We start from the raw sequence: 15,923 nt of genomic DNA, 5'->3' as shown, positions 1-15,923 counted from the left end.
AAGCATTACATGAACAAAACATGAGTATTATTGAGTGAAATCTCTTGTTTGTGTTACATACAAAATTGATAACTTTGGTTTTCATGTAAAAACGACAAAAAATACAAAAGAGTAAAGCAAGATGATTTGGGTAAAAGGGCTTGCAATATTAGTCATTTGGTTAAGTTTTTGGTCACTGATTCCGCGTGATGAATGGTGGATTCGGGGCGCAGATTTTCCACGTTTACAGATCTTGGTTTTGGGCATCATTGCCTTTGTTTTGCTCCTAATTTGGGAGCAGACGTGGGATGTGTCTAGCCAAGTGATTTTAATTGGGCTGATTGCGGCTTTGGCTTATCAGCTCAAAATGGTCTTGCCCTACACCTTGCTGTGGAGAAAACAGGTCAAACAAGTTCGTCCAGAACAGCTAAATCCTGAAAAACAAATTTCATTAATCGTGTCCAATGTTCTGACACCAAATCAAAAATATCATCTGTTGATTGAACATATTCAAGCCTTAAAACCAGATTTGGTGTTGACCCTAGAATCTGATTTGGCTTGGCAGAAAGCCTTGTCTGTGATTGAAGCCGATTATCCTTATCGGGTCGCTGCACCTTTAGATAATTTATATGGCATGCATTTGTATAGCCGTTTGCCATTAAAAGACAGTGAGATCAAATTTATTCTCAGCGATGAAATTCCATCCATTCATACCAGTGTGATTTTGCCTTCGGGGCAGCCTGTACAGTTGTATTGTTTGCATCCTAAACCACCAAGTCCTACCGAAGCCAAAGATTCAGTTTTAAGAGATGCCGAATTGTTGATTGTAGGCGATCAAATCAAAGATTTAGATGAAAGCTGTATCGTAATGGGTGATTTAAACGATGTGGCGTGGTCGCGGACTACGCGCTTGTTTCAAAGAATCAGTGGCTTGCTCGACCCGCGCGTAGGGCGGCACTATATCAATACCTTTCATGCCGATTATCCTTTACTGCGTTGGTCATTAGACCATGTATTTCATAGTACAGATTTTGCATTGGTAGATATGCAGCGTTTAGCACATATTGGTTCAGATCATTTTCCTGTGTATGTGGTATTGCAAACTGGGCGGGTGTTTGATCGAATTCAGGAAGAACTGCCGCAAACCGATGCCGATGAGCAGGAAGCACAACAGGCGATTCAGGATGGGATTGAAAAAGCAGAGCAAGAAGAAAAACTGGTGACCGATGAAATTGCACAACCATATAAAGCGCAGAATAAATCAGTTTAGAAATTAAACGAAAAGTGTACGAAATGGCTTACACGGATTTAGGCGCATGACGCATGGTTTATTCTGACTGATCTGGTTAAGATTAATTCATCAGCACAAGGACTCGGGAACGGAATATCCCATTAAGGAAGACGACGCTGAGGGATAAACATCAAGGATATGATGTAGGTAAGGAACGCCACACAACAAAATAACAATAAGTTTTGAAAGCACAACCTCATGAGCCCGAGTTTTACAGGATGTAGAACTCGGGCGATGATTTTTTAGGGCTTATTTTTTCATTCTCATTGTTTTTAAACAAATTAAATTTCAATCAGCTCGATTCAGTTTTAAGGCTTTAGGTGTGTTTTGACTGCAAAACTTGCTGATATAAATCTAAGGTTTGATGACACATATCTGCCAAGCTGAACAATTCAACAGGGGTGACACTTTGCGGTATTTCCAGATGCAATTGCACTGCATTGAATAAAGCCACTTGGTCATCTGCTGCGATGAGCCCTTGCGGATACAGTTGTGACAAAATTTCAGCCACACCACCACGGTTCCAGCCAATCACAGGTGTTCCTACAGATAAAGCCTCAAGTGCAGTGCGTCCAAAGGTTTCCGCCTGATTGGAAAGTGAAAGTACAATATCGCTAAACGCAAGCCACTCGCGAATGTCAGAACGGTGTCCAACAAAGGTTATCGCTTCGGTCAGATGTTTATCCCGAATATTGCGTTCCAGTTCCTGTAAATAAGCTGCTTTTTTAACATCTGCACCGCCTACAACAACAGCATGAATCTGTGGATACTGGGTTTTTAATTTCGCAATTAGATCAATCAATGTTTCATGACCTTTTAAGCGGGTGATACGTCCCGGCAAACAAATTAAAAACTTATGTTCAAGTTCTGGGAAATCTTGATAGGTTTGTTGCATCCATTGTGCCGAAGGTTGATACCCGTGCGGAAATGCAGCAGGGTCAATTCCACGATAAATACGGACAATATCTTCAGGTGGACAGTTTTGATAATGATCACGAATGTATTTGACTACACTGTCAGAAACTGCGATCACTTTTTCCGCTTGGGTCATAATTTGGCTGTAACGGTTAACTGAATAAAAACCATGTACAGTTGAAATTAAGTGTGGACGTTTTTCGGCTGGAATACCTTTTAGGGAAAAATGAGTTAGCCATGCAGGTACGCGGGAACGTACATGCACAATATCAGGTTGATGTTGCATAATCAGTTGGCGTAAAGGACGGATTTGCCACAAGCTTGATAATGATTTTTTGTGGATGGCTAACTTTAAATGAGTGGAACCTTCAGCTTCGAGTTGGTTAACCATCCGTCCGCCATTCGACACCACCAATGACGTATGTCCTTGAGCGACCAAGGCTCGGGCGATTTCGAGCGTACCGCGTTCTACACCGCCACTGTTTAATTCGGGTAATAACTGCATGACTTTCATGAATCTTTCCTTCTGCCGTACAGATTAGTAAATACTGTCATAACCTTCGGGGCGGCTCTTAAACCGACGATGAAACCACATATATTGGGTAGGAGCGATCCGTAATTGCTGCTCAATAATGAAATTGGTGCGCGTTGCATCTGCAACTTCATCTGCGCTTGGGAAATCCAGCAGTTCAGGTTCAATCAAGACTTTATATTGAGGGTTGGAAAGCTCACCTGTACGGTAAAAATATAACGGAATTGCTGCGGCTTTGGTCATTTTAAGTAAACGACGATGCGCTGTAACTGTCGCAGCAGGCACGCCAAAAAATGGCGCCATAACACCTTGTTTTAAACCAAAGTCCTGATCTGGGCTATACCAAATGGCACGACCATTTTTTAAGTGGCGGATTAAACCACGCATGTCATCGTGGTCAATTTGATGACCGTAAATGGTGTCGCGACAACGGTAAATCAGCATGTCCAGTAAGGGATTGTTTTGTGGACGATAGACCACATCGGGGTCAAAATATTGTGCACAGACATAGCCACCTGCATCTAGCAGAGTAGAATGTGTGCCTAACAATAAAACCCCGCGACCATCTGCTTGGGCTTGCTGAATATGTTCTAAACCTTCAACCTGAGTGCGTCCTTTAAACCACTGTGGACAGTACCATGCATTTAAGGTTTCAAATACGCCCAGCATTTGATCAACAAAGACTTGGCGAGCATTTTCATGTACTTCAGCCTCGCTCCATTCAGGAAAGCACACTTCCAAATTGCGTAACGTAGTTACGCGACGTGACTTCATGCTGTTAAAGGCAAGATTGCCTAAAAGCTGCGCCAAACGATACTGAATCGCCCACGGCAAAATGGCTAAAATCATCAGGCAGACAATGCCAATCCAGATGCCCCAATATTTTGGCAACAGGAAAGACCATTGAAATTCGCCTGGTTGATATTCAGTGTGTTGACTCATAATGACCGTGTAAAGTGTTGTATCGTTGCAGTTTAGCACGAACCGATTTTAAAATTTAAAAGCATCCGTCCAATGGGAAAGATGCTTAAAACGGTTTTGCGAAGTCTTTCAGGACAAGCGTAGACGAAGTGTCAATAGACCCTAGTTACCATTCGCCAAGTTTTCCAGTTCGTCCCAACGCTCCAGTTTTTCCAGCAGTTCTTCATCAATTTCAGCCAAACGCTGTGAGGCTTTGGTGGCTGCATTGGCATCTGTTACAAACCAAGAACCATCCGCCAGTTTTTCAGCCAATTCGGTTTGTTCCTGTTCCAGTGCTTCAATTTCACCTGGCAACTGCTCTAAAGCACGTTGATCTTTGTAGCTCAATTTTACTTTTTTAGCCGTTGGTGCTGCTGCAGCCGCTTCGGCTTTGGCAACGGCTTTTTTAACATCACTTTTTTGATCAACCACAGTTTGGTCTGGGCGTTGCTGCAAATAGTCCTGATAGCCGCCAATATATTCATCAATATTGCCTTTGCCATCAAATACCCAAGTTGAAGTCACCACGTTGTCCATAAAGGCACGGTCGTGTGAAATCAGCAATAAGGTGCCTTTATAGTCGCTGAGCATTTCCTCAAGCAATTCTAAAGTGACCATATCCAAGTCGTTGGTCGGCTCATCCATCACTATCAGGTTAGATGGTTTGAGTAATAATTTTGCCAGTAAAATACGGTTGCGTTCTCCGCCAGACAAGGCTTTAACTGGCGTGCGCGCACGTTCTGGTGAGAATAAAAAATCTTGCAAATAACTATAGATATGACGACGTTGTCCGTTCACATCAACAAAGTCTGAACCTTCAGATACGTTATCTTTGACTGACTTTTCCAAATCTAAGACGTTACGTAATTGGTCAAAATAGGCAATTTCCAGTTGTGTGCCTGTTTTGACAGAGCCACCATGTTCAATTTCACCTAAAATGGCTTTAATCAGAGTGGTTTTACCGACACCGTTATCACCAACTAAACCAATACGGTCGCCACGTAATACCAATGTTGAAAAGTCTTTGATAATTGGAGCTTGATTGCCAAAGGCCACTTGTAAATGTTCAATATCAAAGACCAGTTTACCTGAGCGATTGGCTTCCTGCGCTGCCATATTGACTTTGCCTTGTTGGAAGCGACGTGCTTTGGATTCTTCACGTAAGGCTTTTAAAGCACGCACACGTCCTTCGTTGCGGGTACGACGTGCTTTAATGCCTTGACGAATCCATGCTTCTTCTTCGGCCAGTTTTTTATCAAACAGCGCATTTTGTTTTTCTTCAGCTTCAAGTTGCTGCGCTTTTAAATCTAAATAACGCGAATAGTTGCCTTCGTAGCTGCGTAATACACCACGATCTAACTCGACAATGCGGGTGGCGATACTATCGACAAAAGCACGGTCATGCGAAATAAACAGTAGAGTTAAATTATTTTGATCGAGTAAAAATTTTTCTAGCCATTCAATACTTTCCACATCTAAGTGGTTGGTCGGCTCATCTAGCAACAATACGTCAGGTTGGGTGAGTAGGGCACGTGCCAACAACACACGACGTTTACGTCCACCCGATAAATCGGCCAAGTCGGCATTTGGATCAAGTCCCATTTTACTTAAAATGGCATTGACCTTATTTTCTAGCGCCCAGCCATCAAGCTGATCTAGCTTGTGTTGCAAGTTCCCCATACGGTCACAGGCATCCATATCGCCCAATACACAGGCATCACTGGCTTCGTGATAGGCTTTTAATACTGCAGCAGCTTCGCCTGCACCATCAGCAACAATATCGGCGACTTTGCCTGAATCCATGGGCACATCTTGCGCCAACATGGCAATGGTGATGCCATTTTGAATAGACACTTCACCTGCATCGGGCAGTAAACTTCCTTCAATCAGTTTAAGTAGAGTAGACTTACCTTCTCCATTACGGCCAATCAAACACACTCGTTCGCCACGTTCTAGGTTAAAATTCGCGCCGTCGAGCAAGGCAGGTCCACCAAATGCAAGTTGGACATCCCTTAAAGTAATATAGGCCATAGTGTTTCCTAAAAAATCTCAAATGAGGATTTGAAATGACTAAACAAAGTATAGATGATCAGGCGTCATTTTCCGCACCCATTGAAGATTTGCAAGTGCGAATTGCATTTTTGGACGATTTAGTTGAGCAATTGAATGAACAAGTGGTTCATCAAAGTCTGGAAATTGCTGATTTAAAGAAACAAATGCAGTTGTTATATCAGCGGGTAGAGTCGGCAGATTTGTCGGATGGGATTGCACCATTTGACCCGATGACCAATCGCCCACCACACTATTAATCAATCGTACTTAATCAACGGTATTGGTTTCCGTGCTGATTTTAATTTGACCTTTGCTGTACTTCCCGCTGTAATGCTCGGCTGCTGTGCCTGAATCTTTTAAACCCTATTGTGTCCGCTAAAGTTTATGTCCTCTAAAGTTGTATTACTTGACCTTGAAAACAACCTGCCTACCGCGACTTTGTTGCGAGAAATTATTGAGCATCATCCGAGTGTGTATCTGTTTAATTGTGCAGGAAAATTTGAATATAACTTGCAGGATTTAACTGAACTCGCTGGCTGGATCAGTACGGGTCAACTTATGATTTTAGACAGCCCGCGCGCAGAGTTTAAAGAGTTTGAATATGCAGTGGTAGTTGGGCAACTGATGGCACTGCTAGAGCCAGAAACACAAGTTAAAGTGATTTCTGCGGCTGACAGTATTCAGATTTTAATGGAAATGTTGCAAGCATCTGAAATTGCCTGTCACCTGATTCATATTCAGCCTGAAATGCAGTCTGGGAAAAGCAAAAATCGTTTACCAAGCCCAATGGCAATTCGCAACAAACCTGAATTGCTGTTGGTAAAAAAGTATTGTGATGCGTTGGCAAAAATGTCAGGCAAGCCAACTAACGTAGAGGCTTTAAAAAACTCGATTGCCAATATTTTGCAACTTGAGGCAGACAAAGTGCAGCATGTGGTTGGTATGTTGATGAACCTGAAAATTGTAAAGCGGGTGGATGAGCAAATTAGCTTTCGTAAAAAAGTACTGAAGCAGTGGGTACAACTTGACCTAGATGTCGTGGAAGAATCTACGCAAGAGGCGACAGTCACTTCTACAATCGTGGCGCAAACTGAAGCCGTAGAGCCACATCCTCAGCACAGTTTATTTAAAAACTTTAGCCAAATTGACCCTGTGCAATGGGAAGTTGCCAAAAAGTTACGTGAGCTAAAAGGTGAAAAACCAAAAGATATTTATGAATTGCGTGATTTGCTGGAACGGTTATTTCCAAAATCTGATATTCGTTTATTGCTCAAAGAACTGATTGAAAAAGGCTATATTTATTGGAATGGACATGAAGTGCTATATAGTCATGAGATGTTTTTAAGCTAAGTTTTAGAATTTTTCGATTAATGGCATGAGTCGATTTAAAACCCATCTGCAAGATAGTTTTTTATCGATACGACTGATTTAAGTCATCATTTATCAACCATTTAAAGTTTTGAAAATGATGCCTTTTCACGTAAGACGATTTTAAGCTGTTTGTAGGCAGATAGACTAAAACACTTGAAATAAATAAATCACAGCTTATTTTAATCTTGCGTTTTATATTGTGCTTATGCAACTCTAATATAAGAATAGAAAGGTTGTACTATGGAAAATACTGGAATTTGGGTTGCCGTTGCCATCATTATATTTGTGATGGGCTCTATTTTTGGTCTGCGTGTCAGCCCAAGAGAAAAAGCTTTAGGATTGATGCGTGAAAAAGCCCGAAAAATGGGACTACACCCTCGTTTGGTGGTTGCACCTGATTGGACAAAAATCCCCAAAGCTACGGAATCACGTGCCAGTATGGTGGCGTATTACAGCGTACTCATTGCCGATGCACGTTTACCGTTAATGCGTGCTTTAGTGACAGATCAAAAGCTAGAGCTGTTGCATGGCGATGAGAAATTCCAAGGCTTACCCATTGCATTAAAGGGCATTTATGCTATTGATATGCAGGCAAACTGTGTAGGAATCTATTGGGATGAAGAAGCCGATCTTCGCGCAACTCAATTAGATGAGATGAAAGCCTTTTTACATAGCTTGGCTGAACGTTAATTTTTAAACCATTAAATAGGAAATACGGTTACTTATGGCGAACGCTCCTCGGTCCACATCCAAAAGCACTGCAGCCAAATCTGAAGCTGGTCACAAACGTGCTTTAGTGATTGTGGAGTCGCCTGCAAAAGCGAAAACAATCAATAAATATCTTGGTTCGGACTACATTGTGAAGTCTTCGGTCGGTCACGTGCGTGATTTGCCAACCAGTGGTGGTGCAAAAACCACAGAAAAGAAAACCACCACCCGAACCAAACTGACCGAGGCTCAGAAAGCTGAAAAAGCTCAACAAGCATTAGTCAACCGTATGGGGGTTGATCCTGAACATGACTGGAAAGCACACTATGAAGTGCTGCCAGGCAAAGAAAATGTAGTCGCTGAATTAAAAAAACTGGCATCGCAGGTCGATGAAGTCTATCTCGCAACGGACTTGGACCGTGAAGGGGAAGCGATTGCGTGGCACTTAAAAGAAGTCATTGGTGGAGATGACTCACGTTATCAACGTGTCGTGTTTAACGAAATTACCAAAAATGCGATTCAAGAAGCCTTTAAGCATCCTGCGCGTTTAGATACCAACAAAGTCAATGCCCAACAGGCACGTCGTTTCTTAGATCGCGTGGTGGGTTTTATGATTTCGCCACTGCTCTGGGAAAAAATTGCCCGTGGTTTATCGGCAGGACGAGTGCAGTCAGTTGCGGTGAAGCTGGTTGTGGAGCGCGAGCGTGAAATTCGCGCCTTTGTACCCGAAGAATATTGGCAAGTCTTTGCAGATACTAAATCTGAAAAAGATGACATTCGTCTAGAAGCGGTTAAGCAAGCGGGTAAAACCCTCAAGTTACGCAACAAAGCGGAAACCGATGCTTTACTGAACTTGATTAAAGATGCGCAATACACCGTATCTGCACGTGAAGATAAGCCGACCAAAGTCAACCCAAGTGCGCCATATATCACGTCAACGCTGCAACAGGCTGCGAGTACCCGTCTTGGTTTTTCAGTCAAGAAAACCATGATGCTAGCACAGCGTTTGTATGAGGCAGGTTTTATCACCTATATGCGTACAGACTCGACCTTCCTGAGTGATGACGCGGTCAATATGGTGCGTACGCATATTGAAGCGGAGTTTGGTCAAAAATATCTGCCTGCTAAACCAAATCGTTATGGCAATAAAGCAGGCGCACAAGAAGCGCACGAAGCGATTCGTCCATCTAATGTTGCGCTTAAAGGCGACAGTTTGGTGGGTGTAGAGCGCGATGCACAGCGTTTATATGATCTGATTTGGCGTCAGTTCGTCGCTTGCCAAATGACACCAGCCGAATATTTATCATCGACCATTTTGGTTGATGCCAATGGTGTCGAGTTAAAAGCCAAAGGTCGTACGCTGGTTTTTGATGGTTTTACTAAAGTGCGTGGGCAAAACAAATCGGATGATGATGTGTTACTGCCTGCAGTTAAAGTCGGTGAAATTCTTAAATTAGAGAAGCTTGATCCATCACAACACTTTACCAAACCACCTGCGCGTTTTACCGAAGCCTCTTTGGTGAAAGAGCTTGAGAAAAAAGGTATTGGACGTCCATCGACCTATGCTGCGATTATTTCAACTATTCAAGACCGTGGTTATGTCAAACTGGAAAACCGTCGTCTTTATGCCGAAAAAATGGGTGAGATTGTTACAGACCGCCTGGATGAAAGTTTTAATAATCTGATGAACTACGACTTTACAGCAGACTTGGAAGGTCAGCTAGATAAGGTTGCAGATGGTGAACGTGACTGGAAAGATTTACTCAACAGTTTTTATGGTGACTTCAAACAGCGTTTGACCAATGCACAGGGCGAACAAGGCATGCGCCGTAACTTGCCTGTAGAGGTCGATGCAGTACATTGTAAAGAATGCTCACGACCAATGCAGATTCGTACAGGTACGACAGGCGTATTCTTAGGCTGCTCAGGCTATAACTTGCCGCCAAAAGAGCGTTGTAAGGGAACGCTGAACCTGACACCTGTAGAATCACTTGCCGCCTTATCCGATGATGATGCCGCTGAAACCGCAGATTTGATGTCTAAAAAGCGCTGTCCAATTTGTGAAACAGCCATGGACAGTTATGTAATTGATGGCGGTCGTAAACTGCACATTTGTGGGAATAACCCAGACTGTTCAGGTTTTGAGCTTGAAGAAGGCGAGTTCAAAATTAAAGGCTATGATGGTCCAACCATTCCTTGTGACAAGTGTGATGGCGAAATGCAGCTGAAAACAGGTCGTTTTGGCCCTTATTTTGCCTGCACCAGTTGTGAAAACACGCGTAAAGTGCTCAAGAATGGTCAACCTGCGCCACCGCGCGTTGATCCAATTAAAATGGAGCATTTACGCTCGACCAAACACGATGACTTTTTTGTACTACGTGATGGTGCAGCAGGTTTATTCTTGGCAGCTAGCAAGTTCCCGAAAGTGCGTGAAACCCGTGCGCCGAAAGTCGCGGAATTGCGTACTGTTGCAGAACAGCTTGATCCAAAATATCAATTTATTTTGCAAGCACCTGATGCAGACCCAGAGGGTAATCCAACATTAGTGAAATTCAGCCGTAAGAATCAAGCGCAATATATTGGTTCGGAAACGCCTGAAGGCAAACAAACCAAATGGTCATTGGTTTACCAAGATGGTAAGTGGGTTGAGGCTTAACACGATCTGTTATGGAGTTGAAGCCAAAAAAATTCGCCATTTTAATCGATGCAGATAACTCATCGGTCAACTCGATTGAGTCTGTATTGGAAGAAGTGGCGAAGTATGGCATCGCCAGTGTAAAGCGCGTGTATGGTGACTGGAGCAGCGAAAGTCTAAAAAATTGGCGTGATGTACTTTTACCGCACGCCATTACGCCTGTACAGCAATTTGCTTATACCAAAAGCAAAGATGCCACCGATATGATTTTAATTATCGATGCCATGGATTTGTTGTATAGCGGTGCTTTAGATGGTTTTTGTATTGTATCTAGCGACAGTGATTTCACGCCTTTAGCCTCTCGCATTCGTGAAAGTGGTTTAATCGTTTATGGTTTTGGGCGTAGTAATACGCCTGAAGCTTTTCGTAAAGCCTGCGATAAATTTATTTATGTAGAAAACTTGGTGTCCGAAGCTGAAAAAGCTGCGGTAGCAGAAGAATCTGATCAGAAAGGGAAAAATAATAAAGTTACCGATGTTGCACTCAGCATAGATAAATACACCTTGAACCTGATTTATAAAGCGGTCAAAGAAAATGCCGATGATAGTGGTTGGGCTTATTTAGGGGCAATTGGTACGTATATCAGCTCGGTCAAGCCCGACTTTGACACCCGAAACTATGGTTACGATAAACTCTCTGGTTTAATTAAAGCCTTGGGTTTATTTGAAACCAAATTACAGGGCAGTCAGATGTATTTGAGAAAGCGTAGTTTTAGTACGTTTGTCAAACTTGTCCAAAAAATCATTCAGCAACTTGCAGATCAGGCAGGTTGGGCAAAAATTTCCGAGATTATTCAACATATCGAACAAAATGATCTCTACTTTAATATTCAAAATCAGGGATTTGAAAATACACAGTCAGCTATACTTTCAATACACAGTGGTTGGTTGGAATTTTCCAATGATCACAATCGTGTTAAAGTCGGCAAGCTGATGTCTTAATGTTGTCCTAATTCATGTGGAAAAAAATCCGAATTTTATGCTTATTGCTGGTTTTGCTGGTCGTTGCAGTCAATGCTTGGCGTGATCAGAGCCAAGACTGGAATAAGCCCATCATCGTATTGTTACACCCAATCAATGCCGATGGACGATCAAACACCCAAAACTATATCAATACATTAAATATCAATAATTTAAATTCAGCTCAAGACTATCTAAAACAAGCTTCTTTGCAGTATCGTGGGCAACCGATTGCGCTTTATTTCAAACAGGGGCGAGAATTAAAGCAGTTGCCACCAAAAGTGCCTGAGCAAGCATCGCTACTGAGCACCGTACTTTGGAGTTTAAAGTTCCGTTTTTACGCTTGGCAGCAACGACAAAGCAGTGATGGTGCTGCAACAGTGACACTGTACCTGAATTATTATGATCCGAGTCAAACTCAAATTTTGAAGCATTCCACCGCTTTGCAAAAAGGCAAAATTGGCTCGGTGAATTTATTTGCTTCTGCTGCGCACAGTCAGCGTAATACGTTGGTGATGGTGCATGAATTACTGCATACCTTTGGTGCCACAGATAAATACGATTTGAGCACAGGTCAGCCGATTTATCCGATTGGTTATGCAGACCCAAATCAGCAACCATTGTATCCACAACGACAGGCTGAACTGATGGCGGGTTATGTGCCACTTTCGCAAAGCAAAAGTAAAATGCCTGAATCGTTACAACAGACACGTATTAACGAAATCACTGCCATAGAATTGGGCTGGAAATAATGTGGATAAGCATGTACTTATCCACATCTCTACAATAGAGCTTGTGTAAAAGTATGTGTTTAGGCATGAACCGAGCCATTTATATTCATGGGTTTATTCCTAAACCGATCTGTTAAACTATTCATCCACCCAGTACGATGAGTCACTATGAGTTTAGCCAGCCTAATTGATGAATTGAATCCCCAGCAAAAACAAGCAGCCACGACAGCATATCAACATAGTCTGGTCTTGGCTGGCGCAGGCTGTGGCAAAACCAAAACCATTGTGGCACGTGCAGCGTACTTGATTGATCAAGGTATTCCAGCCAATCAAATTCAAATTTTGACCTTTACCCGCCGTGCGGCGAGTGAAATTGTCGCACGGGTGGAGTTGGCACTGGGCGAGCAAGCCAAAGGCTTACGTGCTTCGACCTTTCATACTTTTTGTATGTACTTGTTACGACGTATTCCTAAAGCTTTTGGCTTGGAACAATTTTCTATTATTGATCGTGATGATCAGTTGATGATGTTTCGCCTCATTCGCGGAAAAGATGATAAGAAAAATCCAAGTCAGTTGCCTAAGCCTCAAGAATTATGTGATTTGTATTCTTTTGCGCGGAATACCCGTCAAAAACTGAGTGTGGCTTTAGAAAAGCAACAGCCTGAATATTTGGCATTAAAAGATCAAATTGCTGAAATTATGCAGGAATACGAAAGCCGTAAACGTGCACGTGGCTTTCTCGATTATGACGATATTTTGGCTGTGGTGGCATCGGCATTGGCGCAGTCGGAAGGTCTGGTCGATTATGTCGCGTCAATTTGTCAGCATCTTCTGGTCGATGAAATGCAGGACACCAATCCTTTGCAATGGGCTTTGCTTGAGCCTTTAAAAGATCGGGTCAGTTTGTTTTGTGTGGGCGATGATGCACAATCGATTTATGGTTTCCGTGGTGCAGATTTTGAAAATATTCATCATTTCACAGAGCGCGTACCCAATGCTCAAATTTTCAAATTAGAGCAAAATTACCGTTCTACGCAGGAAATTTTAGACCTGTCCAATTGGTTGTTAGATCAAAGTGAGATTCGCTATAACAAACGGTTGCAGGCGCATCGTGGTGATGGCATCAAACCCAAAATGCATATTTTCCCGAATGAATTTGATGAAGCCAAATGGATTGCGATTGATATTAAAGAGCGACATTTCTTGCAAGGCGCGCCGTGGTCAGATCACATGGTCTTGGTGCGTTCAAGTTTTGCAGCGCGACATATTGAAGCTGCCTGTATTGCGGCAAGTGTGCCGTATCGTTTTATTGGCGGCATGAAGCTCTTGGAAACTGCGCATGTAAAAGACATGCTTAGTTTATTGCGCGTTATTGCCAATCCTTTAGATGATATTGCGTGGATGCGTTTTCTCACTTTATGGGATGGCGTGGGTGATGTCGGTGCGAGTAAGTTGGCACAGCAATTGTTGCTTGAACCGACAATGGATCAGGTGATTGAAAAGCTGGAAAAATTTGGACGCTTGCCAGAAAAAACTTTATTGATCATGAAGCAAATGGATGTCTTACGACATGAAGTTGCAGCTTGCGTCGGTTTAGGCATTGAAGCTATTCAGGAACAATTGGCAGATAACTATAAAAAAGACTGGAATCGTCGTCAGGGTGATTTTCAGTTGGTGCAACAACTGGCGGGTAAGCATGCGCAGTTAAGTGAGTTTTTAGAAGAATATGTGCTCGATCCTGTGTCTATTTCTGAAATTGAACGCCAGTCTGATACCGATGTGGTCACTTTAATCACCATTCACTCTGCCAAAGGTACGGAGCAAAAAGTCTGTTATGTGGCGAATGTGACTGCAGGGCAGTACCCGCATGCACGGGCGCAGGGCAGTTTTGATGATATTGAAGAAGAACGTCGAGTGCTGTACGTGGCTTTGACCCGTGCCCAAAATGAACTGATTTTAACCAAGCAAAATTTTAATTTATGGGCGCGTGATACGGTAGATGAACAAGGGCGCAAACTGGACAGTTATTTTTTGAATGATCTGACACGGCAGTTGTGTGCGATGGAAACTCATCACCGTACCCGTCAGCAAACTGTGAAAAGTGCCTTGGTGGAACGCCAAGCGATTAATTTAGATTTTGGCATTGATCTCGATTAAACTATGCCACAAGGTTTCCTGCAAAAAGTAGAGTAGGCGAGTGCTTTTTGATGTTTTTTGCCTATTTTAAGGTTGTAAGATGAAAATTTTAGTTCGTAGTTTAGAGCGTACAGTGACTGAAGAAGAATTGTTAAAGCTTTTTCAGGAATATGGCACTGTAGAATCTTGTAATTTGGTGTTGGATGCTGCAACAGGAAAATCTAAAGGTTTTGCATTTGTAGAAATGCCACATGCACGTGAGGCAGTAAAAGCCATTAAAGCGCTGAATACTTTGCGTCTGCATGGTCATGGAATACGTGTCAAAGCAGCAGAAGATAAACCTGCATCAAAATAGTTCAAAGGGAGCAAAAAATGCTCCTTTTTTATGCGTGATTTTTAGTAAAAATACGAGATTGGCACTGCATTGGTGCGCGATTTTATCGCAGTAAAAATAGTGTATTTTTTATTGGGTGTTGCAGGAAAATCGGTTTAATCTAAGCTTCTTAGAACGCTAAATTGAGGAAATGCTCATGTCCCGTGTTGCTCGTTTTCATGCAGATCGTACCAATCAGAAATTATATTTCGCCCGTCTTTCATGTCAGCAGGCCGAGCAAACCGAGCATGTTCAGCAAGCGCAGGCACATCGTGAAGCTGCGGTGTTTCATTTAAATGGCGCGGTGCTGGCTTTTTTGCAGGAATTGGTGCGGTATTATCGTTTAAATGACAGTAATCCAACCCTTAAATCAATTGAAGAATTGATGGCAGCCAAAGGGCAGATTTCCCCTGAAGTGGCAATTTTAGAGCAACTGAGCAAATCGGGTTTTATTGCAGAGTTAAAGCGCGCTTATCGTTTATGTCAGTACACGCCCGAGCCAAGTGCACCAGGACCTGAACAGGAAACGTCATCCAATTTGATTATTAAAGTCACGCAATCTCCGCAAGCATGGCTACCAGATACGAAAATTTTGCGCGAATGGCATCGTGACTTAACCCAGTTGATTGATGGTTTTCGTAATGAAATGGTGGAATTTTAAGCCGACCAAACGCCCTTGAAAAAAATCTGATCAGCCCGATATAAATATTCTGAACGATGCAAAGTGCAAGCGCCTTTGCCGCCATGTCGAGCATGGAGGATATATGTCTATAGAGCAATTGAAAGAATTATTTGGTAATCAGGAAGCAATTTTAGAGCTGGTTCAGCTTGAAGGTGGCGAGTTGGCATTGCGTAATGCAGGCTCAGAGAAAGAGCCATTGGTCAAAATCCAGTTCAATGACGAAGTCAAAGCCATATTGGGCGATCAGACGGCTGTTGTGGCACAGCACATGATTCAGGCGGCATTATTTGGCTTGTTGGAAAAGCAGGTCAATGAATGGCATGCCGAAATTGTGGATGAACAGCCGCAATTTATGAGTTAATCCGAAAAGGTCTTTCGGTGATGAGCTATCTTTAATGAATAGATTGTCTATCTGCTTTGGTTAAAATCATGGACAGTATTAGATAGTTTTTCATCAACACAGTGAAAGCTAATCTATACGTCAACAAAAAAGCGCAGCTTAAACGGTGCGCTTTTTGTGATTTTGGCTATGGGTTTTA

The 15,923-nt window shown here is 42.6% G+C and carries 14 protein-coding genes; 11 read left to right on the top strand and 3 right to left on the bottom strand.

All coding sequences use genetic code 11. The features are described from left to right. Window positions 1–121: 121 nt before the first annotated feature. Complete coding sequence (locus FTU66_RS03030; RefSeq protein ID WP_180112278.1) at window positions 122–1,249, top strand: endonuclease/exonuclease/phosphatase family protein; 1,128 nt, start codon at window positions 122–124, stop codon at window positions 1,247–1,249. Between the two features lie 337 nt (window positions 1,250–1,586). Here the strand turns inward: FTU66_RS03030 and FTU66_RS03025 are convergent, their stop codons facing one another. The 3 genes from FTU66_RS03025 to FTU66_RS03015 all read right to left on the bottom strand — a co-directional run bounded on the left by FTU66_RS03025 (window position 1,587) and on the right by FTU66_RS03015 (window position 5,708). Further along, complete coding sequence (locus tag FTU66_RS03025) at window positions 1,587–2,699, bottom strand: glycosyltransferase family 4 protein (RefSeq protein ID WP_004976117.1); 1,113 nt, start codon at window positions 2,697–2,699, stop codon at window positions 1,587–1,589. Between the two features lie 24 nt (window positions 2,700–2,723). After that, entirely contained in the window at window positions 2,724–3,659 is a 936-nt protein-coding gene (locus FTU66_RS03020) for a lauroyl acyltransferase (RefSeq protein WP_180112277.1), read from the bottom strand. Between the two features lie 141 nt (window positions 3,660–3,800). Next, window positions 3,801–5,708 (bottom strand): ATP-binding cassette domain-containing protein, encoded by a 1,908-nt coding sequence (locus FTU66_RS03015; protein WP_004976119.1) that lies wholly within the window; start codon window positions 5,706–5,708, stop codon window positions 3,801–3,803. A 35-nt stretch (window positions 5,709–5,743) separates the two neighbouring features. On the opposite strand from FTU66_RS03015, the gene FTU66_RS03010 reads away from it, so the two are divergent. The 10 genes from FTU66_RS03010 to FTU66_RS02965 all read left to right on the top strand — a co-directional run bounded on the left by FTU66_RS03010 (window position 5,744) and on the right by FTU66_RS02965 (window position 15,745). Further along, a complete protein-coding gene (locus FTU66_RS03010; protein WP_004976120.1) occupies window positions 5,744–5,986 on the top strand; it encodes a SlyX family protein in 243 nt (80 codons plus the stop codon). 127 nt (window positions 5,987–6,113) lie between these two features. Next, window positions 6,114–7,079 carry a hypothetical protein gene (locus FTU66_RS03005; RefSeq protein WP_180112276.1) on the top strand — a complete coding sequence of 322 codons (966 nt, stop codon included), beginning with the start codon at window positions 6,114–6,116 and terminating at the stop codon, window positions 7,077–7,079. Between the two features lie 261 nt (window positions 7,080–7,340). Continuing rightward, window positions 7,341–7,790 (top strand): ammonium transporter, encoded by a 450-nt coding sequence (locus FTU66_RS03000; RefSeq protein WP_004976129.1) that lies wholly within the window; start codon window positions 7,341–7,343, stop codon window positions 7,788–7,790. 34 nt (window positions 7,791–7,824) lie between these two features. Beyond that, complete coding sequence (topA, locus tag FTU66_RS02995; protein WP_180061244.1) at window positions 7,825–10,464, top strand: type I DNA topoisomerase; 2,640 nt, start codon at window positions 7,825–7,827, stop codon at window positions 10,462–10,464. Between the two features lie 11 nt (window positions 10,465–10,475). Next, window positions 10,476–11,444, top strand: coding sequence for an NYN domain-containing protein (locus tag FTU66_RS02990; protein ID WP_180112275.1), 969 nt, complete (start codon window positions 10,476–10,478; stop codon window positions 11,442–11,444). Between the two features lie 14 nt (window positions 11,445–11,458). Continuing rightward, window positions 11,459–12,214, top strand: a complete 756-nt coding sequence (locus FTU66_RS02985; RefSeq protein ID WP_180112274.1) for a hypothetical protein — start codon at window positions 11,459–11,461, stop codon at window positions 12,212–12,214. Between the two features lie 147 nt (window positions 12,215–12,361). After that, window positions 12,362–14,350, top strand: a complete 1,989-nt coding sequence (locus tag FTU66_RS02980; protein ID WP_180112273.1) for an ATP-dependent helicase — start codon at window positions 12,362–12,364, stop codon at window positions 14,348–14,350. A 79-nt stretch (window positions 14,351–14,429) separates the two neighbouring features. Next, complete coding sequence (locus FTU66_RS02975) at window positions 14,430–14,684, top strand: RNA-binding protein (protein ID WP_004976139.1); 255 nt, start codon at window positions 14,430–14,432, stop codon at window positions 14,682–14,684. Window positions 14,685–14,859: 175 nt separating this feature from the next. Next, window positions 14,860–15,363, top strand: a complete 504-nt coding sequence (locus FTU66_RS02970; protein WP_180112272.1) for a DUF6586 family protein — start codon at window positions 14,860–14,862, stop codon at window positions 15,361–15,363. A gap of 103 nt (window positions 15,364–15,466) precedes the next feature. Continuing rightward, window positions 15,467–15,745, top strand: coding sequence for a hypothetical protein (locus tag FTU66_RS02965; RefSeq protein WP_131261040.1), 279 nt, complete (start codon window positions 15,467–15,469; stop codon window positions 15,743–15,745). Window positions 15,746–15,923 lie beyond the last annotated feature (178 nt).

It is taken from the genome of Acinetobacter sp. YH12131, assembly GCF_013418635.1.
Taxonomy (GTDB): domain Bacteria; phylum Pseudomonadota; class Gammaproteobacteria; order Pseudomonadales; family Moraxellaceae; genus Acinetobacter; species Acinetobacter towneri.
Note: the sequence above shows the minus strand (reverse complement) of the source record. Positions and strands in the feature narration are given on the sequence as shown.

Excerpts from the sequence above, each read along its gene's own strand:
- FTU66_RS03030 (WP_180112278.1), top strand. The coding sequence starts at position 122 with ATGATTTGGGTAAAAGGGCTTGCAATATTAGTCATTTGGTTAAGTTTT.
- FTU66_RS03025 (WP_004976117.1), bottom strand. The coding sequence starts at position 2,699 with ATGAAAGTCATGCAGTTATTACCCGAATTAAACAGTGGCGGTGTAGAA.
- FTU66_RS03020 (WP_180112277.1), bottom strand. The coding sequence starts at position 3,659 with ATGAGTCAACACACTGAATATCAACCAGGCGAATTTCAATGGTCTTTC.
- FTU66_RS03015 (WP_004976119.1), bottom strand. The coding sequence starts at position 5,708 with ATGGCCTATATTACTTTAAGGGATGTCCAACTTGCATTTGGTGGACCT.
- FTU66_RS03010 (WP_004976120.1), top strand. The coding sequence starts at position 5,744 with ATGACTAAACAAAGTATAGATGATCAGGCGTCATTTTCCGCACCCATT.
- FTU66_RS03005 (WP_180112276.1), top strand. The coding sequence starts at position 6,114 with ATGTCCTCTAAAGTTGTATTACTTGACCTTGAAAACAACCTGCCTACC.
- FTU66_RS03000 (WP_004976129.1), top strand. The coding sequence starts at position 7,341 with ATGGAAAATACTGGAATTTGGGTTGCCGTTGCCATCATTATATTTGTG.
- topA (WP_180061244.1), top strand. The coding sequence starts at position 7,825 with ATGGCGAACGCTCCTCGGTCCACATCCAAAAGCACTGCAGCCAAATCT.
- FTU66_RS02990 (WP_180112275.1), top strand. The coding sequence starts at position 10,476 with ATGGAGTTGAAGCCAAAAAAATTCGCCATTTTAATCGATGCAGATAAC.
- FTU66_RS02985 (WP_180112274.1), top strand. The coding sequence starts at position 11,459 with ATGTGGAAAAAAATCCGAATTTTATGCTTATTGCTGGTTTTGCTGGTC.
- FTU66_RS02980 (WP_180112273.1), top strand. The coding sequence starts at position 12,362 with ATGAGTTTAGCCAGCCTAATTGATGAATTGAATCCCCAGCAAAAACAA.
- FTU66_RS02975 (WP_004976139.1), top strand. The coding sequence starts at position 14,430 with ATGAAAATTTTAGTTCGTAGTTTAGAGCGTACAGTGACTGAAGAAGAA.
- FTU66_RS02970 (WP_180112272.1), top strand. The coding sequence starts at position 14,860 with ATGTCCCGTGTTGCTCGTTTTCATGCAGATCGTACCAATCAGAAATTA.
- FTU66_RS02965 (WP_131261040.1), top strand. The coding sequence starts at position 15,467 with ATGTCTATAGAGCAATTGAAAGAATTATTTGGTAATCAGGAAGCAATT.